Origin of the sequence: Pseudoxanthomonas sp. X-1 (genome assembly GCF_020042665.1) — a bacterium.
In the GTDB taxonomy this organism is placed as follows: Bacteria; Pseudomonadota; Gammaproteobacteria; order Xanthomonadales; family Xanthomonadaceae; genus Pseudoxanthomonas_A; species Pseudoxanthomonas_A spadix_A.
Genome location: NZ_CP083376.1, coordinates 1,636,342 through 1,659,065, shown reverse-complemented (window position 1 = coordinate 1,659,065; position 22,724 = coordinate 1,636,342). Strand labels below are relative to the sequence as shown.

Annotated in this window: 25 protein-coding genes and 1 tRNA gene; 6 read left to right on the top strand and 20 right to left on the bottom strand. The window is 66.4% G+C overall.

Annotated features, from left to right (window positions below):
* Positions 1 to 250 precede the first annotated feature (250 nt).
* From LAJ50_RS07395 to rsmD, 3 genes are read right to left on the bottom strand one after another with little or no spacing between them, the layout of a single operon-like run.
* The gene (locus LAJ50_RS07395; protein ID WP_130551788.1) at positions 251 to 748 is read right to left on the bottom strand and encodes a hypothetical protein; all 498 of its coding nucleotides are present in this window, start codon (positions 746 to 748) and stop codon (positions 251 to 253) included.
* A 28-nt stretch (positions 749 to 776) separates the two neighbouring features.
* Entirely contained in the window at positions 777 to 1,289 is a 513-nt protein-coding gene (gene coaD, locus LAJ50_RS07390) for a pantetheine-phosphate adenylyltransferase (RefSeq protein WP_130551787.1), read from the bottom strand.
* A 47-nt stretch (positions 1,290 to 1,336) separates the two neighbouring features.
* Positions 1,337 to 1,924, bottom strand: a complete 588-nt coding sequence (gene rsmD, locus LAJ50_RS07385) for a 16S rRNA (guanine(966)-N(2))-methyltransferase RsmD (RefSeq protein WP_138654127.1) — start codon at positions 1,922 to 1,924, stop codon at positions 1,337 to 1,339.
* A gap of 168 nt (positions 1,925 to 2,092) precedes the next feature.
* Between rsmD and htpG the strand changes: the two genes are divergently transcribed.
* The 4 genes from htpG to LAJ50_RS07365 all read left to right on the top strand — a co-directional run bounded on the left by htpG (position 2,093) and on the right by LAJ50_RS07365 (position 7,086).
* Complete coding sequence (gene htpG, locus LAJ50_RS07380; RefSeq protein WP_138654125.1) at positions 2,093 to 4,015, top strand: molecular chaperone HtpG; 1,923 nt, start codon at positions 2,093 to 2,095, stop codon at positions 4,013 to 4,015.
* 179 nt (positions 4,016 to 4,194) lie between these two features.
* Positions 4,195 to 5,583 carry a signal recognition particle-docking protein FtsY gene (gene ftsY, locus LAJ50_RS07375; protein ID WP_224096509.1) on the top strand — a complete coding sequence of 463 codons (1,389 nt, stop codon included), beginning with the start codon at positions 4,195 to 4,197 and terminating at the stop codon, positions 5,581 to 5,583.
* Positions 5,584 to 5,762: 179 nt separating this feature from the next.
* Positions 5,763 to 6,806, top strand: a complete 1,044-nt coding sequence (mutY, locus tag LAJ50_RS07370; protein WP_138654113.1) for an A/G-specific adenine glycosylase — start codon at positions 5,763 to 5,765, stop codon at positions 6,804 to 6,806.
* Between the two features lies 1 nt (position 6,807).
* Positions 6,808 to 7,086, top strand: a complete 279-nt coding sequence (locus tag LAJ50_RS07365; protein WP_138653997.1) for an oxidative damage protection protein — start codon at positions 6,808 to 6,810, stop codon at positions 7,084 to 7,086.
* A gap of 3 nt (positions 7,087 to 7,089) precedes the next feature.
* Here LAJ50_RS07365 and LAJ50_RS07360 read toward each other — a convergent pair whose 3' ends face one another.
* Positions 7,090 to 7,554, bottom strand: a complete 465-nt coding sequence (locus tag LAJ50_RS07360; protein WP_224096508.1) for a DUF6491 family protein — start codon at positions 7,552 to 7,554, stop codon at positions 7,090 to 7,092.
* An 81-nt stretch (positions 7,555 to 7,635) separates the two neighbouring features.
* Complete coding sequence (locus tag LAJ50_RS07355; RefSeq protein ID WP_138653999.1) at positions 7,636 to 8,115, bottom strand: DUF6491 family protein; 480 nt, start codon at positions 8,113 to 8,115, stop codon at positions 7,636 to 7,638.
* 166 nt (positions 8,116 to 8,281) lie between these two features.
* Here LAJ50_RS07355 and LAJ50_RS07350 point away from each other — a divergent pair.
* Positions 8,282 to 8,357 (top strand) — tRNA-Phe (locus tag LAJ50_RS07350).
* A 481-nt stretch (positions 8,358 to 8,838) separates the two neighbouring features.
* Here LAJ50_RS07350 and LAJ50_RS07345 read toward each other — a convergent pair.
* The 6 genes from LAJ50_RS07345 to LAJ50_RS07320 form a co-directional block, all read right to left on the bottom strand.
* Positions 8,839 to 10,848: a hypothetical protein gene (locus LAJ50_RS07345; protein ID WP_138654001.1), complete on the bottom strand. Its 2,010-nt coding sequence runs from the start codon at positions 10,846 to 10,848 to the stop codon at positions 8,839 to 8,841.
* 64 nt (positions 10,849 to 10,912) lie between these two features.
* The gene (locus LAJ50_RS07340) at positions 10,913 to 11,149 is read right to left on the bottom strand and encodes a hypothetical protein (RefSeq protein ID WP_138654003.1); all 237 of its coding nucleotides are present in this window, start codon (positions 11,147 to 11,149) and stop codon (positions 10,913 to 10,915) included.
* The gene (locus LAJ50_RS07335; RefSeq protein ID WP_138654005.1) at positions 11,146 to 11,667 is read right to left on the bottom strand and encodes an endopeptidase; all 522 of its coding nucleotides are present in this window, start codon (positions 11,665 to 11,667) and stop codon (positions 11,146 to 11,148) included. The genes LAJ50_RS07340 and LAJ50_RS07335 overlap by 4 nt, the downstream gene beginning before the upstream one ends.
* Complete coding sequence (locus tag LAJ50_RS07330; protein ID WP_138654007.1) at positions 11,664 to 11,885, bottom strand: hypothetical protein; 222 nt, start codon at positions 11,883 to 11,885, stop codon at positions 11,664 to 11,666. The genes LAJ50_RS07335 and LAJ50_RS07330 overlap by 4 nt, the downstream gene beginning before the upstream one ends.
* Complete coding sequence (locus tag LAJ50_RS07325; RefSeq protein WP_138654009.1) at positions 11,882 to 12,190, bottom strand: hypothetical protein; 309 nt, start codon at positions 12,188 to 12,190, stop codon at positions 11,882 to 11,884. Before LAJ50_RS07325 ends, LAJ50_RS07330 begins: the two co-directional genes overlap by 4 nt.
* A 1-nt stretch (position 12,191) precedes the next feature.
* Positions 12,192 to 12,737 (bottom strand): hypothetical protein, encoded by a 546-nt coding sequence (locus tag LAJ50_RS07320; RefSeq protein WP_138654011.1) that lies wholly within the window; start codon positions 12,735 to 12,737, stop codon positions 12,192 to 12,194.
* Between the two features lie 61 nt (positions 12,738 to 12,798).
* On the opposite strand from LAJ50_RS07320, the gene LAJ50_RS07315 reads away from it, so the two are divergent.
* Positions 12,799 to 12,999, top strand: coding sequence for a hypothetical protein (locus tag LAJ50_RS07315; RefSeq protein ID WP_138654013.1), 201 nt, complete (start codon positions 12,799 to 12,801; stop codon positions 12,997 to 12,999).
* Here LAJ50_RS07315 and LAJ50_RS07310 read toward each other — a convergent pair.
* From LAJ50_RS07310 to LAJ50_RS07270, 9 genes are read right to left on the bottom strand one after another with little or no spacing between them, the layout of a single operon-like run.
* The gene (locus tag LAJ50_RS07310; RefSeq protein WP_138654015.1) at positions 12,940 to 15,552 is read right to left on the bottom strand and encodes a hypothetical protein; all 2,613 of its coding nucleotides are present in this window, start codon (positions 15,550 to 15,552) and stop codon (positions 12,940 to 12,942) included. The genes LAJ50_RS07315 and LAJ50_RS07310 overlap by 60 nt on opposite strands.
* Positions 15,549 to 16,715 (bottom strand): hypothetical protein, encoded by a 1,167-nt coding sequence (locus LAJ50_RS07305; protein WP_138654017.1) that lies wholly within the window; start codon positions 16,713 to 16,715, stop codon positions 15,549 to 15,551. Before LAJ50_RS07305 ends, LAJ50_RS07310 begins: the two co-directional genes overlap by 4 nt.
* A 2-nt stretch (positions 16,716 to 16,717) precedes the next feature.
* Positions 16,718 to 17,413 (bottom strand): hypothetical protein, encoded by a 696-nt coding sequence (locus LAJ50_RS07300; protein WP_138654019.1) that lies wholly within the window; start codon positions 17,411 to 17,413, stop codon positions 16,718 to 16,720.
* On the bottom strand, positions 17,413 to 17,862 hold the full coding sequence (locus tag LAJ50_RS07295) for a GNAT family N-acetyltransferase (protein WP_138654021.1): 450 nt from the start codon (positions 17,860 to 17,862) through the stop codon (positions 17,413 to 17,415). The genes LAJ50_RS07300 and LAJ50_RS07295 overlap by 1 nt, the downstream gene beginning before the upstream one ends.
* Positions 17,859 to 18,476, bottom strand: coding sequence for a hypothetical protein (locus tag LAJ50_RS07290; RefSeq protein WP_138654023.1), 618 nt, complete (start codon positions 18,474 to 18,476; stop codon positions 17,859 to 17,861). Before LAJ50_RS07290 ends, LAJ50_RS07295 begins: the two co-directional genes overlap by 4 nt.
* Positions 18,473 to 18,943 (bottom strand): hypothetical protein, encoded by a 471-nt coding sequence (locus tag LAJ50_RS07285; RefSeq protein WP_138654025.1) that lies wholly within the window; start codon positions 18,941 to 18,943, stop codon positions 18,473 to 18,475. The genes LAJ50_RS07290 and LAJ50_RS07285 overlap by 4 nt, the downstream gene beginning before the upstream one ends.
* Positions 18,943 to 20,763 (bottom strand): hypothetical protein, encoded by a 1,821-nt coding sequence (locus LAJ50_RS07280; RefSeq protein ID WP_138654027.1) that lies wholly within the window; start codon positions 20,761 to 20,763, stop codon positions 18,943 to 18,945. Before LAJ50_RS07280 ends, LAJ50_RS07285 begins: the two co-directional genes overlap by 1 nt.
* Positions 20,760 to 21,962, bottom strand: a complete 1,203-nt coding sequence (locus LAJ50_RS07275; RefSeq protein ID WP_205961541.1) for a hypothetical protein — start codon at positions 21,960 to 21,962, stop codon at positions 20,760 to 20,762. The genes LAJ50_RS07280 and LAJ50_RS07275 overlap by 4 nt, the downstream gene beginning before the upstream one ends.
* Complete coding sequence (locus LAJ50_RS07270; RefSeq protein WP_138654029.1) at positions 21,959 to 22,687, bottom strand: hypothetical protein; 729 nt, start codon at positions 22,685 to 22,687, stop codon at positions 21,959 to 21,961. The genes LAJ50_RS07275 and LAJ50_RS07270 overlap by 4 nt, the downstream gene beginning before the upstream one ends.
* Positions 22,688 to 22,724 lie beyond the last annotated feature (37 nt).

Below are 22,724 nucleotides of genomic sequence, written 5' to 3'. Positions count from 1 at the left end.
GCACCGTCCCGCTGACGACACGCTGGCCATGCTCCGCCCCTCCGCTTGCGCAGCAGTGGGAGGCCGGGAGGGGGTTGCTCAGATCGCGGCCCGCTCGAACGCAAGCACGCAGGACAACCGCAAAGGCAACGCTGGAGGCGCGCTTTGGCGCCGACGACGGCACCCCTGCCCCACCAAAAGCAAAAGAGGAGGCATCGCCTCCTCCGCTACCCAAAACCGCGGCCGTGCCAGGCACGGCCGCGTCGTCGGATCACTTCGCTTCGACGAACACGTAATCCGCGCCGGTCGGGGCGACCGCAGCCTTGACGCGGTCGTTGTCGGCGGCGGCGCCGACGAACAGCACGCGCGCGCCCTTGAACGAGCCGGCCGCGGCCTTGCCGAAGGAGGCCACGATCAGGTCGGCCATCTTGGCGCTGACCGGCGAACCGAAGGCCACCATGTTGCCGGAGGTCACGCCGCGCTGGGCGGCATTGCTGACCTGCTCGGCCAGGCGGTCGTACTTGCCCTGGAAGTCCGGGTCGGTCTCGGCCGGCAGGTAGTACATGATCGGCGGATTGGAGATGTTGCCCATGTTGCGCGGCACGACGTCCTGCAGGTACTTCTTCCACGCGGCGTCGTCGCTGGTGGTCGGCGCGGTCATCGCGGCGGCCTCGGCCGGCTGCGCGGGCGCGTCTTCCTTCTTGCACGCGGCCAGGGTCAGGCTCATGCCCAGGCAGGCGGCCAGGAGCAGGCGGTTGGTGGACTTCATGGTGCAGTCTCCGGTTGGATCGTTCGGTTCAAGGGGCGGGGGAAAGCGAAGCGCGGCGCACGTCCTGCAGCGCCTTGGCGACCGAGGCCGGCACGAAGCCGGACACGTCGCCGCCCAGGCGCGCCACTTCGCGCACCAGGGTCGAGGAAATGAAGCCGTATTGCTCGGCCGGGGTCATGAACAGCGTTTCCACTTCGGGGATCAGATGCCGGTTCATGCTCGCCATCTGGAACTCGTACTCGAAGTCGGACACCGCGCGCAGCCCGCGCAGCAGCACCCGCCCGCCGACCTGGGCGACGAAATCGGCCAGCAGGCTGTCGAAGCCGATGACCTCCACGTGCCGGTGGTGCGCGGTGGCGGCGCGCGCCAGTTCCACGCGCTGCTCCAGCGGCAGTGCCGGGCCCTTCTTCTGGCTGGCCGCCACGCCGATGACCAGGCGCTCGAACAACGGCGCGGCGCGGTCGATCAGGTCCAGATGACCATTGGTGATCGGATCGAAGGTGCCCGGATAGACCGCCGTCCGGATGGGCGACACGCTCATGCTGCAAAACCCGTGGAAATTCGCGGGCCGAGTGTAGCAGCGCTCGTTCAGCCGGGCGCGCGCGCCAACGCATAGCGGACCTGGCGGGTCTGACCCTCGCGATGCAGGACGAAGCCGGGCGGCAGCGCCGGCGCCTGCTCGAGCGGGGCCTCCAGGTACAGCCAGGCGTCGGGCGCGAGCAGCCGCGGCAGGCGTTCCAGCACGCGCGCATGCAGCCCGTCGGCGAACGGCGGGTCGAGGAAGGCGATCTGGAAGCCGCCGTCCGGCTGCCCCTCCAGCCAGGCCAGCGCGTCGCCCTGCACCACCTGGGCGATGTCGTCGGCTTGCAGCCTTGTCACCGTCTGCGCCAGCTGGCGGGCCGCGGCCGGGTCGCGTTCGACCAGCACCGCGCCGGCCGCCCCGCGCGAGAGCGCCTCCAGCCCCAGCGCCCCGGTGCCGGCGAACAGGTCCAGCACCCGCGCCCCGGCCAACTGCCCGGTCAGCCAGTTGAACAGGGTCTCGCGCACCCGGTCGCTGCTGGGCCGCAGGCCGGCCACGTCCGGCACGGCCAGGCGCGTGTTGCGCCAGCGCCCGCCGACGATGCGCACCTGGCCGGCGCCGGCGTTGCGGGACGAGGGAGGGAGCGGTCGGGGCATGGCGCGGCGCGGACGACGGGGCTGGCGATGATGGGGAAAACCGGGGTCGGAGTGCAATTTCGCCCACTGGCCTATCGCCTGCCCATCTTGAAATCCGCCCCCGTGCCCACACCCGAAGAAGCCATCGGCGGCCGATCAGGCCGGTCCCACCACGGAGCACGACGACCCATGACCACCGACACCCATCCGGAAACCCACAAGGAAACCCGCGGCTTCCAGACCGAGGTCAAGCAGCTGCTGCAGCTGATGATCCACTCGCTGTACTCCAACAAGGAGATCTTCCTGCGCGAGCTGGTCTCCAACGCCGCCGACGCGGCCGACAAGCTGCGCTTCGAGGCGCTGACCGACGCGTCCCTGCTGGAAGGCGACGGCAGCGACCTGCGCATCCGCATCTCCTTCGACAAGGACGCGCGCACGGTCACCGTCGAGGACAACGGCATCGGCATGAGCCGCGAGGAGGCCATCGCGCACCTGGGCACCATCGCCAAGTCCGGCACAGCCGACTTCCTCAAGAACCTCTCCGGCGACCAGAAGAAGGACGCCAACCTGATCGGCCAGTTCGGCGTGGGCTTCTATTCGGCCTTCATCGTGGCCGACCAGGTCGACGTCTACAGCCGCCGCGCCGGCCTGCCGGCCAGCGAGGGCGTGCACTGGTCCTCCAGGGGCGAGGGCGACTTCGAGGTCGCCACGATCGACAAGCCGCAGCGCGGCACCACCATCGTGCTGCACCTGAAGGAAGGCGAGGAAGGCTTCGCCGACGGCTGGCGCCTGCGCGGCATCGTCAAGAAGTACTCCGACCACATCGCCCTGCCGGTCGAACTGCTCAAGGAGCAGCCCGCCCCGGCCGAAGGCGAGGCCCCGGCCGCGCCCGAGTGGGAGGCGGTCAACCGCGCCAGCGCGCTGTGGACCCGGCCCAAGTCGGAGGTGACCGACGCCGAATACCAGGAGTTCTACAAGCACATCGCGCACGACCACGCCGACGCGCTGGCCTGGAGCCACAACAAGGTCGAGGGCAAGCTCGAGTACACCTCGCTGCTGTACACGCCCTCGCGCGCGCCCTACGACCTGTACCACCGCGACGCGGCCAAGGGCCTGAAGCTATACGTGCAGCGCGTCTACATCATGGACCAGGCCGACCAGTTCCTGCCGCTGTACCTGCGCTTCATCAAGGGCGTGGTGGATTCCTCCGACCTGCCGCTCAACGTCTCGCGCGAGATCCTGCAGAAGGGCCCGGTGATCGACTCGATGAAGTCGGCCCTGACCAAGCGCGCGCTGGACATGCTGGAGAAGCTGGCCAAGGACAAGCCGGAGGACTACGCCAGGTTCTGGAAGGAGTTCGGCCAGGTCCTCAAGGAGGGCCCCTCGGAGGACTACGCCAACCGCGAGAAGATCGCCGGCCTGCTGCGCTTCGCCTCGACCAGGTCCGGCACCGACGCCCAGGACGTGGCGCTGGCCGACTACGTGGCGCGCATGGTCGAAGGCCAGGACAAGCTGTACTACCTGACCGGCGAGAGCTTCGCCGCGGTCAAGGACAGCCCGCACCTGGAGGTGTTCCGCAAGAAGGGCATCGAGGTGCTGCTGCTGACCGACCGCATCGACGAGTGGCTGATGAGCTACCTGACCGAGTTCGACGGCAAGTCCTTCGTCGACGTCGCCCGCGGCGACCTTGACCTGGGCGCGCTGGAGTCCGAGGAGGACAAGAAGGCCCAGGAGCAGGTCGCCAAGGAGAAGGAGCAGCTGGTCGCACGCCTGAAGGACGCGCTGGGCGAGGACGTGTCCGAGGTGCGCGTGTCGCATCGCCTGACCGATTCACCGGCGATCCTGGCCATCGGCGAGGGCGACCTGGGCCTGCAGATGCGCCAGATCCTGGAAGCCAGCGGGCAGAAGGTGCCCGAGGGCAAGCCGGTGTTCGAGTTCAACCCGGCCCATCCCCTGATCGAGCGCCTGGATGCGGAAAGCGACGAGGAACGCTTCGGCGACCTGAGCCGCGTGCTGTTCGACCAGGCCGCCCTGGCCGCGGGCGACAGCCTCAAGGACCCGGCCGGCTACGTGCGCCGCCTCAACAAGCTCCTGCTCGACCTGTCCCGCTGAAGCCCCAAGTCCCAAGCCGCTTGAGCCCCTCTCCCCCCGGGAGAGGGGTTGGGGCGAGGGCACGACCAGCCCGCGGCAGTCCCCACCTTCATTGCACCCGTCGCACCCCCGCACACCAGGCCTTCCAGACCCCGGTGTTAGCATCTGCGCCCTCATTTTTCGCATTACCAAGGCTGCACATGGTCAGTTTCTTCCGCCGCAAGAAGCCGCAGGACGCAGCGTCCGCCCAGGACGGCAGCACCCGCCGCTACAGCGTGGAAGAGCTGGCCGCCGCCTTTCCCGACGCGCGCCCGGCCACCTCCGATGCCGCCGACGCGGCCGCCGCGCTCGAACAGGCGCGCGAAGTCGCCGAAACCCTGCAGGCCGCCGAACCCGCGTCCGCGCCGATCACGCCCGAGCCCCGGCACTTCGCGCCCGCCGCGCCGGTCCAGCCCGATGTCGTCGTGCCTGGCCCATCGCCGCAGCAGCTGATCGATACGCCGGTTCCCGCGCCACCGGTGGCCGACGCGCCCGTCGTGGCCGCCGCCCCGCCCGCGGTCGCGCCCGCCCCCGCGGCAGCGATCGCCCCACCGCCCGTCGAAGCGCCGGTTCCCGCGCCCGACACCGCGCCCCGCCCCACCTCCATCGACAAGCCGGCCGCCGCGCCCGGCAAGCCCGGGTGGCGCGAACGCCTGCGTGGCAGCGCCTTCGCGCGCAGCTTCGGCGGCCTGTTCTCGCGCAACCCGAAGCTCGACGACGACCTGCTCGACGAGATCGAGACCGCGCTGATCACCGCCGACGTCGGCGTGACCGCCACCACCGCCCTGGTCGAATCCCTGCGCAAGCGCATGAAGGCGCGCGAGTTCGCCGATGCCAACGCGCTGCTGGCCGCCCTGCGCGCCGAGCTGATCGCCATCCTCAAGCCGGTGGCCGTGCCGCTGGCGATCGACCGCGACGCCAAGCCGTTCGTGGTGCTCACCGTGGGCGTCAACGGCGTCGGCAAGACCACCACCATCGGCAAGCTGGCCAAGCGTTTCAAGGACGACGGCTTCAGCCTGATGCTGGCCGCCGGCGACACCTTCCGCGCCGCCGCCGTGGCCCAGCTGCAGGCCTGGGGCGAGCGCAACGGCGTGACCGTCGTGGCCCAGGGCCAGAACGCCGACGCAGCCTCGGTCGCCTTCGACGCGCTGCAGGCCGGCAAGGCGCGCGGCACGCAGGTGCTGATCGCCGACACCGCCGGCCGCCTGCACACCCAGACCGGCCTGATGAACGAGCTGGGCAAGATCCGCCGCGTGCTGGGCAAGGTCGACGCCAGCGCCCCGCACGAGGTGCTGATGGTGATCGACGGCACCACCGGACAGAACGCGCTCTCGCAGCTGCGCCAGTTCCATGCGGCCGTGGGCGTGACCGGCCTGGTGGTGACCAAGCTCGACGGCACCGCCAAGGGCGGCGTGGTATTCGCCCTCGCCCGCGAGTTCAACATCCCGATCCGCTACGCCGGCATCGGCGAACGCCCCGAAGACCTGCGCGTCTTCGACGCCGAAGCCTTCGTCGACGCCCTGCTCCCCGAAGCCCTCGGCAGCCCCTGACGCTTTCAGCCCCTCTCCCTCCGGGACATCAGCCCCATCTTGGGGGGAGGGGTTGGGGTGAGGGTGCAGCCGAGGCCATACCGTTTAAACGCCCAGCGCTTCACCCAGCCCCCTCATCCAGCACTTCGCGCCACCTTCTCCCGCGCGGAGAAGAGAGCCAAAGCCAGCACGAGCCCCCCATCGATACCTTCGCCACCCCGCTCCTGACTTGGTTCGACCAGCACGGCCGCCACGATCTGCCCTGGCAGCATCCGCGCACGCCGTACCGCGTGTGGCTGTCGGAGATCATGCTGCAGCAGACCCAGGTGCGCGTGGTCATTCCGTACTTCGAGCGCTTCCTGCAGGCGTTTCCCACGCTGGCGGATCTTGCCGCCGCAAGCTCGGACGAGGTGATGGCGCAGTGGGCGGGACTTGGCTACTACGCCCGCGCCCGCAACCTGCACGCCGCCGCCAAACGCTGTGTCGAACTGCACGATGGCGAGCTGCCGCGCGACTTCGAGGCCTTGCATGCCCTGCCCGGCATCGGTCGCAGCACCGCCGGCGCCATCCTCAGCCAGGCCTGGAACGACCGTTTCGCCATCATGGACGGCAACGTCAAGCGTGTGCTGTCGCGCGTGCACGGCATCGCCGGCTGGCCGGGCCTGCCCGCCATCGAGAAACGACTGTGGGCGCTGGCGATCGAGCATGTCCAGCATGTGCCGCAGGGTCGGCTGGCCGATTACACCCAGGCACAGATGGACTTCGGCGCCACGCTGTGCACGCGCGCCAATCCGGCCTGCCTGCTGTGCCCGGTCAATCCGCAGTGCGTCGCCTTCCGCGACGGCCTCACCGAGGCCCTGCCCACGCCCAAGCCCGGCAAGCCACTGCCCGAGCGCAGCGCGGTGATGCTGATGGCCTTCGACGCGCAGGGCCGCGTGCTGCTGCAGCGCAGGCCGCCGGTGGGCATCTGGTCGGGCCTGTGGTCGCTGCCGCAGGCCGACGATACCGGCGCGGCGCGCGCTTGGTTCGACGCGCATCTGGCCGGCGACTTCGAGGCCGCCGACGAACTGCCCGACACCCCGCACACCTTCACCCACTACCGCCTGCACATGCAGCCGCTGCGCTGGGCGCGCCTGTCGCCGCGCGATGCGGTGGGCGACAATGAAAATCTTCGCTGGGTCGCCCCGGCGGAACTGACCACGCTGGGCCTGCCCGCGCCCATCCGCAAACTCCTGGATGCCTGACATGCCCCGCACCGTGTTCTGCCAGTACGAGAAGAAAGACACCGAAGGCCTGGACTTCGTCCCCTATCCCGGCGAACTGGGGCAGCAGGTGTTCGCCCATATCGGCAAGGCCGGCTGGGCCGCGTGGCTGGCGCACCAGACCATGCTCATCAACGAGAACCGCCTCTCGCCGCGCACGCCGAAGGACCGCGCCTTCCTGGAAGCCGAGCTGCGCAAGTTCCTGTTCGGCGGCGAGGCCGAGAAGCCCGCCGGCTACGTCGCACCCGACCCGCAGTCCTGAGGCTCAGCTGCCGGCGTCTGACGCCTCGCGTTCGGCCAGCTTCGCCTCGCGCAGCGCTCGCTCCGAGGCACGGATGGTCTGGGTGTCGAGTCTGCGGATGCTCTGGATACGGCAGCTGACGTGGAAGCCGCCCGGGCGGTCGAAGACGGTCACCCGATCCATGCCCGCCGACACCTGCCCGAGCAGGTTGGTGATCAGGATCGTGGTCGCGTTGTTCAGCCCGTTGCAGCTGTTGCCCAGATCCAGCAGATAGGCCTCGTTGGGGCGGGTCCAGACCGCCACCGCCTCGTCCCCCAGCGCGGTCCAGCCGATCAGGCGGTCCGCATTGCTCAGGTCCTTCTGCGGCGCGCCGGCATGGGCGCGGTACAGCGCCAGGCGCTGGGTGTCGCTCAGGCCGGTGGTGGCGCAACCGGCGACCAGCAGTGCGGCCGTCAGCGCCATCGCCGGCAGCGAAGTCCATCGGGTCATGGCAGGTCTCCTTCTTGCTTGGCGATTGCGGGACTTTCGATCAGAGCGCTGCGCGCGCAAGCGCGCCGTGATGGCCACCTGTCACTCGTTGCCTGCCGGCGGCGCACCGGCCTGGCGCTCGGCCGCATTGGCCTGGCGCAGCTGCTTCTGCGCCTGCCGCAGCGCCTTGACGTCCAGCGGCCGGATCGCGGCGATCCGGCACGGCATGCGGAAGCTGTTGTGCAGGCCGCCCAGCACCAGCACGTCGTCGAACTTCGCATAGACCCGGCCGCCCTGGTTGGTCACGGTGATGGCCGGTGCCGAATCCAGATCGACGCAGCGCCCGGTCAGCTCCAGCAGGTAGGCCTCGCTGGGCCGGGCCCACACCGCCAGCGCGGCGTCACCCAGCGGGGACCAGCCGTTGAGCTGGCCGAAGACAGTGAAGCTCTTGACCGGCTCGCCGGCGTGGGCCTGGTACAGCGCCAGTTCCTGCGCATCGGTCAGCCCGGTGGTGGCGCAGCCCGCGCCGAGGGCGGCCAGCAGGCCGGCGGTGAGCAGGCGGGCGAATCGCGGACGTTGCATGCGGCGTCTCCGGTGGCGAACCGTGTCGGGGACAGCGATGATGCACCCGGCCCGCCGAGCGGGCACGGCCGCGCCGCCGCACGTTCAGTGACCAGGCGTCTTGCCGGATCGGGAATCCATCCGTATCATGCGCGCCTCGCTTCGGCTCGGCCGCAAGTGCAGCACTGGCCGGGTAGCTCAGTTGGTAGAGCAAGGGATTGAAAATCCCTGTGTCGGGGGTTCGATTCCCTCCCCGGCCACCACCTTGGTGGCGATCTAAGCGTTACGGAACAAGGCCTTGCAGCGATGCGAGGCCTTTTTCGTTGGTGGCGCAAAGATCAAAATTTCCTGGGCTGCTAAAAATTCCGGCATCTCACCCCCTGCGACCGCCCCGCGTACCCTGCCCAGCATGGGCCGCCGATCCAGACCAGACCAGCCACCCTGGATCAAGGGCGCGCCCGCCGTATGCGACGCCTGCGGCCGGCGGTGCATCACGCTGGACCAGGCCGGCATCCCCTGCTACCACTGCGGCCAGGGCGTCTTCCTGCCCCGGGAGGCCTGGGACTTCTGGGCGTGCCCGCGGTGCAACCTGCAGGACCAGTTCTGCCCGGACTGCCGCGGCCAAGGCTGGGTGGCGGTGCCACGAGAGATGCCGGCGGACGAAGCCGAGGCGATCCTGCGCCGGCTACCGGACCGCTACGTCAGGCGCGGAGAGCCGGTGCCGGCGGTGATTGCCGAGAGGGCTCAGTTGAATGCCACCCAGCCATAGGTGATCGATGTCGTGATCGCTGCGCCGGCATCGTTTCGCACATTGACCGTTGCGGTCGTGTCGGTCGCACTGACGAACTGCATGTGGACCAGTCCTCCGGAGCCAATGGCAGTGGGCAGCACGAGGGTGGGGCGCAGCGGCAGGCCGTGGTTGAACGTCAGGTTCCCCGCGCCGTCGGGCGTGCCGGTGCCCGTTCCACAACCCGAAACGCCGGCCGAGGTGAACTTGGCATTCGCGACGGCGCCAGCCGGGAAGGCGTTGCCCCAGCCCGGCGCGGAATTATGCGCAATGCGCACGTGGGAATCGGTTTGCACTGCAATGAAAGTGCCAGCGCCTGCCGTCTTGGCAGGTGCAGAGCACCCCGTGACCGCGCCCGTGGCGTTGTTGTAGACCACGGTCGGCTTGGTGTAGGCGGTCGCACCGTCGCGGCTCCAGTCGCAGGCCGCCATGGTCAAGCGCGCTCCGGAGCCGGCCGACACCAGTGTCGCGTCAATCGTGCCCGATCCTGACTGGCAGCCGGACATGTTGACCGTCGTCGATGCGCCGCTGACGATCAGCGCCGTGCCCCCGTTCGGAATCGCGTTGAGCGTAATCGTGCAGCCTGCGAAAGAGACCGCGCCACCAGAAATGTTACCGATCACAGCGTCGGTCTTACCCACCGAAAGGTAGCAGCCCGTCAGCGTGAGCGCGCCGGCCGAAACGTTGACCCCGCCGCGGTCGTCGAAGTCCGTCTCCACGATGCTGCCGAAGGTGGTGCCGCTGGCGGACTGGTAGAAGTTGGTCGCGATCGACAGAGAAAAGATGATCGAATCGGAGAGGTGGAAGTCATCACACCGCCCCGATTTGATGCCGGTGTGTAGGGTGCTTTCATACAGCGAGTAAAGCAGCGGCCTCGCCACAAGGCCGAACGGCCAGATATGCAGCTTCGTGAGCTTGACCGAGTCCACCGACCCATCAATGTCGATGTCGGTGTTAAAGGACGAGATTTCGAGGTCGTCGATGACCGCCCCGCCGTTGTTGCCCTTCATGTCGATGCCGTTCCAGGCGCACTCGATGCGCAGCCGGCGCACCGCAAAGCGCGGCGCGGCGTTGGCCTTGATCGCGGGCGGGTACTGGGTCAGATTGGCGCGCACGTTGGTATCGGGCTGCACGAAGATGATCGTCAAGTCCTCGACGGCCGAGCCAGGCTCAGTGTTGGCCTGCAACACGATCACGCCGGATGCAGAAAGGTTGAAGGTGGCCGGGACATACAGGATCGTCTTGTGCTTTCCGGAGCCGCGCAGGCGCTTGCCAGGCGGGACCGCAATGGCGTCGGTCACGTAGTAGCGACCAGGCGGCAGCACCACGTCATCGCTATTGGCCACGGCCTGGGCGATGTAGCTGGCCACGTTCGTTGTGCCACTGCCGGCGGCAATGCCTGCGTGCAGCGCCGTGGGGATGACATCCAGGACGCTGTAGCGCTCGCGCAACTTGGCGGCAGTGTCGCGGGCGACTGTCGCTGCGCCAGACTGCTGGAATGCCACTAGCGCAGCGCCCTTTCCGGTCGACGAGTCAGCAAGATTCGGGCGCAGATACTGGTCAACTCCACGAGCGGCAAGCGCAGGGTCGAGCGCGGCATCCGTCATCCAAGGGGATAGCACGCCAGGGTCAACCACTGGAGTGACCGTCGCCAAGTCGATGCTTACCGAGGTATACGGCACGAACATGTAGTACGGGTCACGACCGCCCGGGAACTCCTCGCGGACCAGCCAAGCCCAGCCAGTCGGAGAGATATCAGGGTCATTCGAAGCAGGAAGCTTGAATCCCGATGGCATCGATCCGTTGGCATCGAGCTTGGCGATGAGCTTGCGCGGGTTCACCACCGTGTCCCCTGCGGTGACCTGCTGGGCGCACTCGAACGTGATGATCCCACCGGCGCGTGGCGTACCGTCAGCCCGCTGGAAGGTGCCAACGATGGGGACTTGGGTCCAGGTGACAGGCAGCATGGGCAGGGTGGACAGGTGAAGACGAGATTACCCTGCCCCGTTTTGCGGCGGCCTCAACGGCAAATCAGGACACGCGCACCATAAGCACCGAGCCGTTTCGGTAGAGCCCGCCGATCAGCACGCCAGCAGCGGCGGCGCTGGCATCGTCCGGGACGTTGGCCAAGGCAGTCACCTGTAGTGGCGAAAACAGCGAGCCGTCTGCGTTGAACACGTCTTCGCCGATGGTGGCACCCTGGGTCGCTCCATCGTCGACCGTGGCATACCCCAGCGTCTGGTAGCGTTGGACGCGGACTTTGCTCACGGGGTAGTCCTGTCGCTTCGGACTAGGGCTTGGAGACCGCGGACTTGGGCGTCGCACTCGGCGGCGGCGCCAACAATTCGGCCCGCACTCGCTGCTCGGTCGTCGGCGCCCGCATCAGGCCGGCTGGGGGAGCTGGCAGCACCGGACAGACTGGCGGTGGCTGCACAGGACGCCCAGCGCTGCTGCAGCCGGAGATTGCCATCGCGCAGATCAGCGGCAACCCGATCAGCAGCAGCCTGGGCTGCGGCCTTCCCTTCCTCGTATGCATTGGCGATCTCGCTCTGACGGTGGGCAGCCGCCTGCTCGGCAGCGCGGGCCTTCTGCTGGGCGGCAATCACGTCGTTGGCCTGCTCAAGCGTCTGCTTCGCCCACGCGGCGCGCTCATCGGACAGTGCTTTGCGGGCCTCGGCCAGAGCGCATGAGCGCTGCCCAAGGCAGATCAGCGCGACGACCAGCAGGCCAGCCCACACGGTGGCGCGGACGCCGCCGATAAGCTCGATAAGGGCTGCCCAGGTCATGGTGCTATGTCCTGCCTGCGACTCGTGATGTTGAAGAAGTAGCCAACTACCCCACCCAGCGCGGTATTCAGACCGCCCAGGAGCAGGGAGAAGGCGTCTCGGTTGTTCTCGGGGATGGTCACGCCAGTGAGCGCCGCCATCGCCATGCCGTACAGGAACAGGATCAGCACCGCGATGCCGATGCGGCCGGCCCCAGCATTGCGCCCGGCCCAGCTCATGCGTCCAGCGCCAGGTTGTGGAGCTGATCCATGCCCCAGTTGTAGAGGTCCAGGTCCACCACGTAGACCCGGCGCAGCTCCTTGCCGTTGCGCAGATACTTGCGCATCTCGGTGCTCTGCTTGATCGCCAGCAGGATGAAACCGACCCGCTGCTTTTCGGGGTCAGGCTCCTTCAGCAACTCGATGGAATCCCTGACCTTGTTGCCGATGGCCTCCAGCAGCTTCGGGGAGGGTCGGGCCCCTGGCGTCTCCGCGAGCCGGATGACGCCCTCAAGGCCCGCAATGGCGTCCTTACGACGTGGCATCTCAGCCTTCCTTCGCCAGCGCTTCGCGCGCCGTAGCGTAGTAGCCGGCCCACTTCCCGCGCAGGCGGACGCGCTGGGCCGGCGTGCCGTTCGTGTATGCGCCCGGCCGCCAGGTGCGCAGGTACAGCTGCCAGGCGCCATTCACGTCGCCCACGGCCGGCAGCGGCGCCGGATCGCTCCACAGCAGCAGCCGCGCGAAGCCGGCCGCCAGCACGTCGTCACCGGCCAAGGCCTCGTACACCGCGCGCTCGTCTGCCGGGACACCACGCGCCTGGCACAGCGCCTTGGCGGCCAGGGTGGTCTGGGCCTGCCCCAGGACGCCATGCACGCCACCGCCGCGCTCGAACTGCCACAGCCCGCGAGCTGGGCCGCGTACATCGGGCCGCGCGGGGTCCACGACCTGCCAGCGGTGGCGGAAGTCCGCCTCCTGGCCGCTGATCGCCAGCAGCTCGACGCGCGCCTGTAGCGTGTCCATGCGAGCCGGCAGCAGCCGCAGGGCCGGCGTGATGGCGCTCCGGTTGATGGCCTTGGCCTGGTCGATGCTCATGCCGCCAATCCTCGCCAGCCCCGGGCACGCCTCAACGGTAAAACGGTGTAGGATCGCGGGCATGAGCGACTGGAAAGCCAACCGATACCAGCCCCTGAAAACTTGGGCCGAAATCCAGCAGGAACGGACTGACGCAATGCTTGAGCGCTCTATGCCCAAGCGCTGGTGGCACGACATCGTTTTCGGATGGGGCGGCGTGGCGCTATTGATCGCCCTGCCGGCGTCGATCCTCTGGGTTCTGTTTAGCCTGTTCAGCCGTTGAGGCTAATTCGTTGGCGAACTCGGTGACTCCCGGGTCATTGTTGTTCTTGCCAATATTCCTGAGCGTCTGGAGCTGGGCGGCAAATGCGCCCGCTGGAACCTCGGTGTTCTTTGCCAGCCACTTCACGATCCTAGGATTTGTCATCGCTCGAGCCATTCCATTTGCGGTGGCGCCAGCTGCAGCTAGTCCGGCAGCCGTCTCCAACCGCCCCAGTAGAAGCGATGCGGTCAAAGACCCCCAGTAGCCGACGCCGGCACCCTTCGCCGCAGATCCAGAGGCGTTTGCCAACACCCCGGCGCTGTCCTTGATCCGTTCTGCGACCTTAGCCACCTTGTCCAAGTCCGCGCTGAATCCAGGCCCGAATCGGTCAAACATCGCGCGTCTCGCCTCTGGCGAAACCTTGTTCCAGTTCGTCAGGAAGGTCGCCGCCGAAAAGGCCTCTCCAGCTGCGTCTTGAGCGCCCGGATTGGCCATCCCCATGCGACGTATCGCGGCTGACGTGATGGCTTTCTGACCTTCCTCTGGCAAAGACTGCATCACTGCACGTAGCGTGGTCCCGCCGTCTCGGGTTCCGCCCATGACAGCGCCGAAAATCTTCTCCGGGCCACCGTTACGGTCAATAATGCGGTCAATAGCGTCAATTCGGCTGGAACGAGCGTTGAAGTAAGCATTGGCGCGCGCCAGCGCCTTCTGTGCCTCAGGCGTGGTGGCCGATGCTTCCATATCCTTGCTCAGGGCTGCGTAGACGGCCCGCCACTTGCTCCTGGGGATGTCTGATGCGAGCGAAGTGCTCTCAAGCTCGTTCCCAACAAGGGTCCGGAGCTTCTGGACTGCCTCGTAAGGAAGCTTGTCATCGATTTGAGATTCCAAGTACTGCCTAACCTGGCCCTCAATGTAGTCCTGTCCGAACTGTGGGTCATTGTAAGCAGCGGGTGACGGCGTAATCTGTTCAATAGCAGCAAGCGGCGTCACTTGGGCCTCAATTTGCTCACGAGTAGGTATTTGGGCCTCAATGCTTGCGCGGGTCGGAATCCTTGCCTCGATCTCTGCATCGCTTAGCACAGGCTCGAAATTGTTCATATTGAGCGCTCGTGCACGCGCGTTCCGCTCCAACGCTGCCTGCCGCTCTGAGTACAGGTTGACACGCATTTCCTCGGCGGCATTCTCAAGCCTTTCCCGCTTGAGTTGAGCTTCAGCCATCAGCGTGTCGCGCCGGTTCCCAGCCTCGGCGACCAAATCCCCGCGCTGCATCTGAGCCTCCTGAGCCAATTCGGCTCGGCGCACAGCTGCCCGCTCATTCAATTCCTGCCGAATGCGATCGGCTTCCGCACGGACGTTTGGACGGCTCAGTGCGCCCTCAATACCGCCAGCATCTTGCGCGAGAGCGCCTTCGATGCCCTGAAGTCGAGCGTTCTGAAAGAATCGGGACACGCTTGGAGCGCCCGGAATCTCAGCATTCAAATCTGCCAATGCCTGGCGCACGTTGCTCACGCCCACGCGGCTATCCGGGGCAATCTGCTGATCAAGAAGGCCGTACAACTGGTCGGCACGCTCGCGCGAGGTCTTGATAAAACCACCATCTCCGCGGATTCCCTGCTCGATCGCCCGCCCAGCTCGCTCAGCACTCGGGTTCCTGTATAGCCCGTCTGCGAGTGCACGCAGTCCCGTTCCTAGTTCTTCCGATTGGCGGTCGGCAAATCGCCCGATGACCCCGGCGCTGGTCGGCCCAGCCGCAAGCAGGCTCTCTGCACCTTGGCGGCTCCAGGCGCCAGTTCCTTGCCCAACGCTGGGAGTCGATCCCAGGACACTGAAGTCAGAAATGGCATCGGCCAGAGCTTTACGGCTGCTTTCGCCTCCCCGGAGGGCCCCACGCGCAGTCATCGCTGGCAAGGTAGTCACGGCGCCTGGCGCCAAGCCGCCGAGCAGTGAGGCTGCTAATTGCCCGCCAACTCCTGCGCCATTCTCGCGCGCCATGGAGCCAGCTCCAGCGCCCGTAGCGGAACTTACGGTCTGCAACACAGGTTGCGCGGTCAGGAAGTCGCCCAGCAACTGGCCTCCGGTAGGCGCGGCTGCACTGACAGCCTGACGACCGGCATTGAGTAGCCCACCCACACCCATCGTCAGTCCCGTGCCGGTCAGCGCCTCGCCGATATCGCCCAGGATTCGTTCCTGCTTGGTCTGAGGAGATGGCAGGCCGATCCTGTCGGCCAGGGCGGATGCGGCCTCCCGGTAGCTCGGCTGATCGCCCGGGACGAGATAGTGGTTGAAGGCATCGCCGACGCTGCCGAGTAGCCCGCCAGCCCCCTGAATGACCGAGCGCGCGGACATGCCCAGATCACGCAGGAAGCCGCCTTCCTGGGACGCAGACTCGCCGCTGATCATCCGGGCAAACGCGGAGTTGTTGGCAGCGGGAGGCGTGCCCGGAGTCTCCAGTTCGAAGCCCTCCGGCAACGGAGGCGTGGCCTGGCTGGCCCGCCGGCCGCCCTTGATCTCGATCTCGAGCGGAGGCGGCTCATCCAGCACGAAGCCAGGCGGAAGCGGGGGCGTGGTCATTCTGGCACCCACTGACCGTTGACCAGCACGAGCGTCTGGCCCGTCTTAGGGTTGCGGGCGCGCTGCACGGGCGAGGATGTAGCGGAAGCCGCAGGCGAATCACCAAGAAGCGCCCCAGGCTGGAATGCACGCCCGGCAGACTGGCGCATTGCGCTCTCGGTGACCGCGCGGTTGCGCGCCTTCTGCTGGATGACCGCCGCCGAGTCACCCGGCTGCGGGAAGTAGTTCTTGTACTCGTTGTCGGCCTCATCCTTGCCGATCGCTGCACCCGACTCCTTGCGCAGGTTGGCGCGGATCCAGTTCATGGCTGCCTGGTGGTACTGCTGGCCCTGATCGCTGGCGGCGAAGTTGCCCAGCAGCGACCCCGCAGTCGCGAAATCGCGCAGATTGGTCGGGTCGTAGCCAGCATCGGTCAAGGCGCCAAGCTCGCCGCTGGCCGCCTGCATGCGCTGTAAGAAGCCCGCCGCGTTGCGCTCGCCCTCTGTGGCCTTAGACGCCGGAGTCGCGCCGATGTTGGCGCCGGACGGATCCCACCTGCCTGCCCTCTGTAGCGCGAACTGGTCTTTGGCGATCTGCAGGCGCTGGTTGGTGGCGTTAGCACTAGCGTAGCTGCTCGCCGCACTGGCGTCGGACGCACGAGCCCGGGCCGCGTCTGCGGCGATTCCGGCCTGCCCCTGTTCGGTGGTCGAGATGCCGCCGCCACCGACAAGTAGTCGGTTCTGCAGCAAATTCTGACCTTCGACCGTGCCCAACTGGACCGGGCCATTGGCGACACCCATCAGCGCCGCATTGGCGCCGTTCCAGTCGCCCAGTGTCGCGCGCGCAGCGGCGTCGCGCCGGAATCCTGTCTCTCCGAGCGTTCCCAGCGCCGTCGCCAGCTGCGCTGCGTTGCCGCCGCCGCCGAGAAGGACGCCGATTCCGCCCGGCGTGGTGCCGAGCTCCGCAGCGGCGGCTGCAGGATCTGCGGCCCACCGCCCGATCTGCTGCTGCTGACCCTCGTCGATGAGCGCTTGGGCTCGACGACTGCGGGCCTGCGCCAGCAAGCCCTCGGCCTGCCCCACCCGGCCGAGTTGGTCGTAGTAGGCCTTGTGGCTATTGTCACGCCAGCCGCCGGTGGCGAGATTCCCCAGCTGTGCGCCGAGTTCGAAGTAGGGATCAGCCATGGTCAGCCTCCGTAGATCCCGCGCATCTGGGCCGCGATCCTTGCATCGTAGTTCCTGGTCAGATTCGCGCTGTTCGCTGCCATCCCCGCATTAACTGCACTGGTGTCCAGCGCAGCTGCGTCATAGGCGCCGCCAATCCCGCCAGCCGCGCCACCGGCAATCCCGGCTGCCAGATCGACGTAGGGATTCCGGCGGATGGCCGCTTGGCGCAGCCTGTCGACGTATGCCTGGCCGGCCGCCTGACGCTGGATCAGCCCCAGGTCGGTGGCGAGGTTGCCGTAGCTGGTGTTTTCGCCCTGGCGCTGGAGCGCGCCGGCATCGATCCGCGACATCAGGCCCGCCGTAGTGGCCGCCTTGTCCGCAACGGCCTGCTGTGCGGCCGCGCTGTCAGTCCTGAAGGCATCGGAGCCAAATTCGCCGCCCAGCCCGGCGTTGGCCTGCTGCCTGCCGCGCTGGAGGGTGGCCATGTACTGGTTCAGGCGATTCGCACGGTCGTCCGCCGCATTGGACTGCGCCAGCTTCTGGACCTCGTTGTTAACGTCAGCATCGGCCTGCTGCTGGATCGCGCTCTGGTTGCGGATCGCTTGGGTCGCGGCGTTGTCCTGCTTACGGGCCGTATTGACGCTGTTCTGGTACTGCGCGGCCGAGGCGGCCGCTGACAGAGCCAAGGCGATGGCGGTGCCGGTGGTAAGGGCCATCAGGTGTACCTCTTGGTCCAGGCGGACTCGCTGGGCCGGAAACCCTCGGCCTCGTACAGATCCGCGACATGGGGAGGGCTGTTCTCAAGCATCAGCATCTGCAGGCCGACCGCGCCGGCCTCCTCGCACGCGGCGTCCAATGCCTTGAACAGCGCCCGGCCGACGCCAAGCCCGCGTGCTTCCGGCATGGCCCACAGCATGACCTCATGCGCCATCAGGGCGCGGAAGTTGAAGGTGTGCGGCGCTACAACCGCGCCAGCCATGCCGACCAAGGCGCCCTCGTGCTCGGCCACTAGTTGCGTGCCGGTGCCAATCATCATGCCCACCACCACCGAAGCGTGGTCGGGGTCGAAGCTGGTTAGCGCGCCGTAACCGCTGGCAGCGAAGAAAGCCGCGCCCATGGCAAGAATTGCCGGCACGTCATCGTGAGTTGCTTTGCGTACGATCACTTCCCGTACCCCCCGTACATGCCGCCCGTACTGCCATACAGGCTGAGATTCGCCGCCTGGTTGGCGCGGCGCTCGTCAGAAAGCGTCTGCATCCGCTTGAGGGTGGTGTTGAAGTTGCTGAAGCCGTCCGCAAGCGCGTTAGCCGTCGCCGTCGACTGAGCTGAGGCAAGGTTCGTCTTTAGCGCGGCTGCGGCCTGCTGTGCGGCTGTCGTCGAGTCCAGTCCAGAGGTCGCCAGCGAGATCAAGTTGGCCCGAGCCGTCTGGTCTGCGGCTTGCAGATCGCTACCGGCGCCCTGCGCCCTGCGCTCCACATCCAACAGGCCGCTGTTGTAGGCCTTGTTCTGGTCGCGCTGCAGGTCGATGTTAGCCGACCCGCCGATCAAACCGCCGCGCGCCAGAGAGAACAGCAGATCCCGGTCGCTGCTGGCCTTCTGGGTGTTCAGCTGGTCGGTGTAGTAGTCGCGCGTCGCGTTCACGACATCAGCGATGTCAGCAGCCCGGCCAGAGCTATTGAAGACGTTGTTGACCGCTGCCTGCGTGGCGGCGATCCGCGCCTGGCGCTCCTTTTCCATGCGGTTGGCTTCCTTGCCTGCATTGTTGGACCCGCCGCTCATGCGCACCTCGCAAACATCAGCCCGTCTGTACGGTCGGCGTAGTAGCCAGTCAACACCCCTTCGCATGTCAGCCCGAGGCTGCGCGAGTACCAAGCATGCGTCTGGACTCGACTGGCCTGCGCCACAACCTGCACGCGGTGAGCATGGCTCCCCACCATCCACTCGATCAGCCGGCGGCTGATCCGGGTGAACGAGCGCCACCAGCGCGCCCAAGAGTCGGCCGTGCTCATCTGCCAGGCCTCGTAGACACCCGGACGCACCTCGTCAAATCCGCCGATCAGCACCGCGCGTCCCTCGTCACGGACAGCCCAGCGGTATCCGGAGCCGGAAGCGGCGGCCAATGCCAGCGAGTCAGGCGAGTAGGCCTTAGCCCCCGTTAGGGCGAGCCATTGGGCGCGCTCATCCTCACGCATGTGGTGCGCCACATGCAGGAAATCAGCCAGGACAGGGGCGCTCATTGTCAGCATTACGGCCCTCCCCCGTTGTCGAAGATGTAAAGACTGACCTCCTGCAAGCTCCACGGTTCGCCGCCGTCGAAATCCACGCGAATGGACATCGTTGGCGCCGTAACAGCCAAGGGGATGATGCCCCCCGGGATGGTGTCGGCAGGAACAGCGTAGGGCGGAGTAAAGGCGCCCGCGTCGCGCTGGTCGTAGCCGACGCTTACCCGGGGCGAGCCCGTAGCTACGATGTCGAAGCCTTCCATCATCTTGCCGCCGCCAAGTCCGCCCAAGTCCAGCCACTGGAACTGCACCTGGCCGGGGAAGTCGATGGCCTTCCCGCCCACGGTGTCCGAAGTCACGCCTTCAGACACAACGCTTATCTCATCGCCGTGCCGAATGTAGAGATCGTTCCCCAGCTGGGCGAAGGCCTCAACGGCGAACGGGTACTCGTAGATGCTCCAGGCGCGCACTTTAGTCGCGGCCACCATCGAGTAGACGAAAACAGTGGATCTACCAACCTCCGGGTGGTCAGGAAAGGCCAGCCAGTACTGCCCAGCGCCAGGGACATAGGTGCCGACAGGCTGCTTACCTGTCGCAAGCGCCGTCTTGAGCGCGTCCCTTACCAGCGGATCTACCGGCATGCCCACATCACCTGTTGTCAGGCTCTGTGTCGCTGCCGATGCGCCGATAGAGCGCACACCTTGGGCCGTCAAGATGAACAATTCGGTCCCCACTGGAGCAGCAGCCTTCTGCCACACCGATCCAATGCCGGGGAGCTGGTCCAACAGCGCCATCGCCGTCGGATCTGGATCCATCTGCCAATGCTGGAAAACCGATGCGTTCAGTGAGACAAGGTTCGACCGGTACTGGTTGAGCACCAGCATGTCGTTGGCGTTGTCCTGCTGCAGTCCGGTGGGCAGGTATCCCGCGTTTGACTCACTCGTCCAGTCCAGCGGGTTGGTAGAGGCGCTGAACCTCACAATGTCGCCGTCAGCGGCGAACACGTGAGACGACATGATAGCCACCACCTTGGAGTGCGGGCACTTGCTGTCCTTGATCTCCCTGGTATCAGCGAGCCACGCAATGGTGTTGTCTGAGGTCAGAGTGCCATCGGCAGCGGTGAATTGCGGCTCGGTGGAACCTGACACAAGGAGCGGTCGCGCGGTCCACTCAACGCGAGTTGCGAGGATGGCCGTCCACGTCACACCGCCGTCAGTGACAGTTCCTCCCGCTGTCGTAGGCCAGGTTGGCTCAGTAGCCCCTGAAGTGGCCGCCGAAGCCTGGGTGGCCTTGAAGACCAAGCCCACCGCCGTGGCGGCAGTCGTCAGCGACCACGTGAAGTTGTCGGCGAACGAAGTGTCGCCACGGTCTCGGTTCACCTCAATGCCAATCTGAACCTGCAAGGTCCCCACTGGCGATGACGCCGCGACAGAGGACGACTTCCAACCTCCGCTGCTGCTGTCGACCGTGTTCCCGTATACCGGCGAGCCAAGCGAAACACCGCCAGGGCCAAGGAACCTTAGGAACACGCGGCCGCCATTGTGACCACTGCTGGCCGCGCCCTGGGCATAGAAGCACGACGCGCGGAGTCCAACGCCTGCGCCGCAAGCAACGGGGTCATGAGCAACCTGAACGACGCCAGCCGTCCCGTTGAAGTTGACGCAGTTCCCACCACCGTAGCCGCCGCCCCCCACGCCGGCACCACTGCCGAAAGTCCAGCCGGACGCACCAGACGAGAAGTCGCCGTTCACGACCTGAGCAGGAGTTACCGGCAGAGCTGTTGCGCGCTGAACGATGGTATTCGGCGCATAGCTTGTCGATGGTTTCCACTTTGGCGCGGTCATGCCTGAGCCTCGTCAACCATTTTGATGTTGTGGTGGAGAAACAGGCCATCAGGCATATCGCCAACCCAGAAGCAGCGATCGCCCACGGTGATGTGCTGGACTGGGATCAAGCCGACATGCACCACGGTGGTGATTATGACCCGGCCAAGCTCACGCATTGGCACAGCGTGGTGCAGAGTGTCCGGCGCGGCTCGATAGCCCCCGTCGACCGGGATGGGCGCAGTGTCCGAGCAAGTCAGGGTCAACCCAGATTCCGTGCCTATGCGTACCCCGGGAGCCTGAGCAAGCTCTGAGTAAGTCACCTCCCCCCAGGCATCTTCCAGGGATCCCGGATCTGCCAGCAGCAAGCGGTCTCCCACGAGCACGTCTCCAGCGCGGATCAGCCCGCGGCGATACTCGACGACCCACGCGTCCACATGCGGACACCGCGGGCCACTACTGTTGCCATAGCGGTCGTCAACATCACTTGGCAAAGTTTCGCCAGTCCCGGAGGACGCGTTCGGATTGGGGTTGGACGTGGTCCCGAGATCCACATCCTCATAGACCACAGAATCAGTAATAGCTGGCCAAGTCGGCTCAATTGTGCCGCTCCTTGGGGCATCACCCACCGTGTTGGTGACCTCGTAGTAGTAGCTGTTGCCTGTCGTGGGCTCGACCTTCTCGCCTGTAACGCGTGAAACATTCGGTTGCCAGGTCGGGTAGGCGCTGGAAACGCGCTGGGCGGTGTAAGTGAACCCATTTGGCGTATTTGGCCGCACCACATCGCCGATGGTGTAGGCCTTGCCAGCTTGCCATGCATCGACACTGCGCAGCCAGTAATGGATCACGTCGCCGTTGTTGTACTCCGCAGCAACATAGAGGTAGCCGAGAAAGGCTGCCGCGAAGTGAACTTCCTTGATCGGCTGGGTGGGATCGTTGCGGTTGACCAGAATCTCAGCGCTGACAGGCGGGTTACTGGCTGGAATGCTGACCTGCTGGTGCGTGAAGACCACCAGCCCGCCATTGTGGGCGACAAGGCCGCGCGTGTTCGCCAAGCCCGAGTTGACAGGCGATGTCCCATCCCGGCTCTCGATCGCGCCTGAAGCAGTCACGTACCCATTCAGCAGCATGTAAAGGGTGTTGGGACTGGCTCCGCCCTTGGTCCGTTGGCGATCGATGCCGCCCTTGGCCGCGTTGAGTCGAACTGGCCTGCCGCTCATGCGAATGGCACCGTAGGCTTGGGCAGAACGTAGACAGGCGCGATGGCGCGGTCTCCAGGCATATAGCGCGCCGTCTGGTGCGACCCGGCCACGATGTTCTGCAGCATCACCTCCAGCTGTTGGTAGTAGGTCTGCGCGTCAGGTTGACGATAGTGGCTCTTGGCGTTGGCCAGGGCCAGCAGAAACACCAGTTCAGAGTCGATGGTGGTCCGGTCCAGATCCTCAGCAAAATCATCAAGGCCGAACATGCCCTTGATGACCAGTTGCCCCTCTGTTTCGTCGGGGCGAGGCCAGATTTCGATGCACTCCCGGATCTCGTAGCGCTCAGGGATTCCGGTCTCATCGGTGGAATACATGCGCGGCTCGATGCCGCGGCACAGTGGGCGGAAGATGCCATCCTTCTGGATGCCGACCCACGTGACCTTGCCTGGATTCATGCGCTTGTCGCAGGTCTGCTCATTGCCCATGAGGTCGTAGAGCCGGACGCCGGCCGTCAGCGGCCAGCTGAAGTAGCGTTCCAGCTGGAAGTAGCCACGGGTGCGCTCGTAGAGCGTGCGCTGCGCAGCCTGCAAAAAATCGTTCAGCAGATCCTTCATGCCTGGCGGCGGCGCTGCGACCTGGGCGCCGTAGCCCAGACGCGACATGAGCCGCCCGCGCAACTCCTTGAGCGTCTGATTGCCGTAGGTCTCGCTCTGGCAATCGCAGTTGATCTGGCTGATGTCCACGCATGCTCCGATGAAGAAGGGGCCGGCCAGTTGCCCA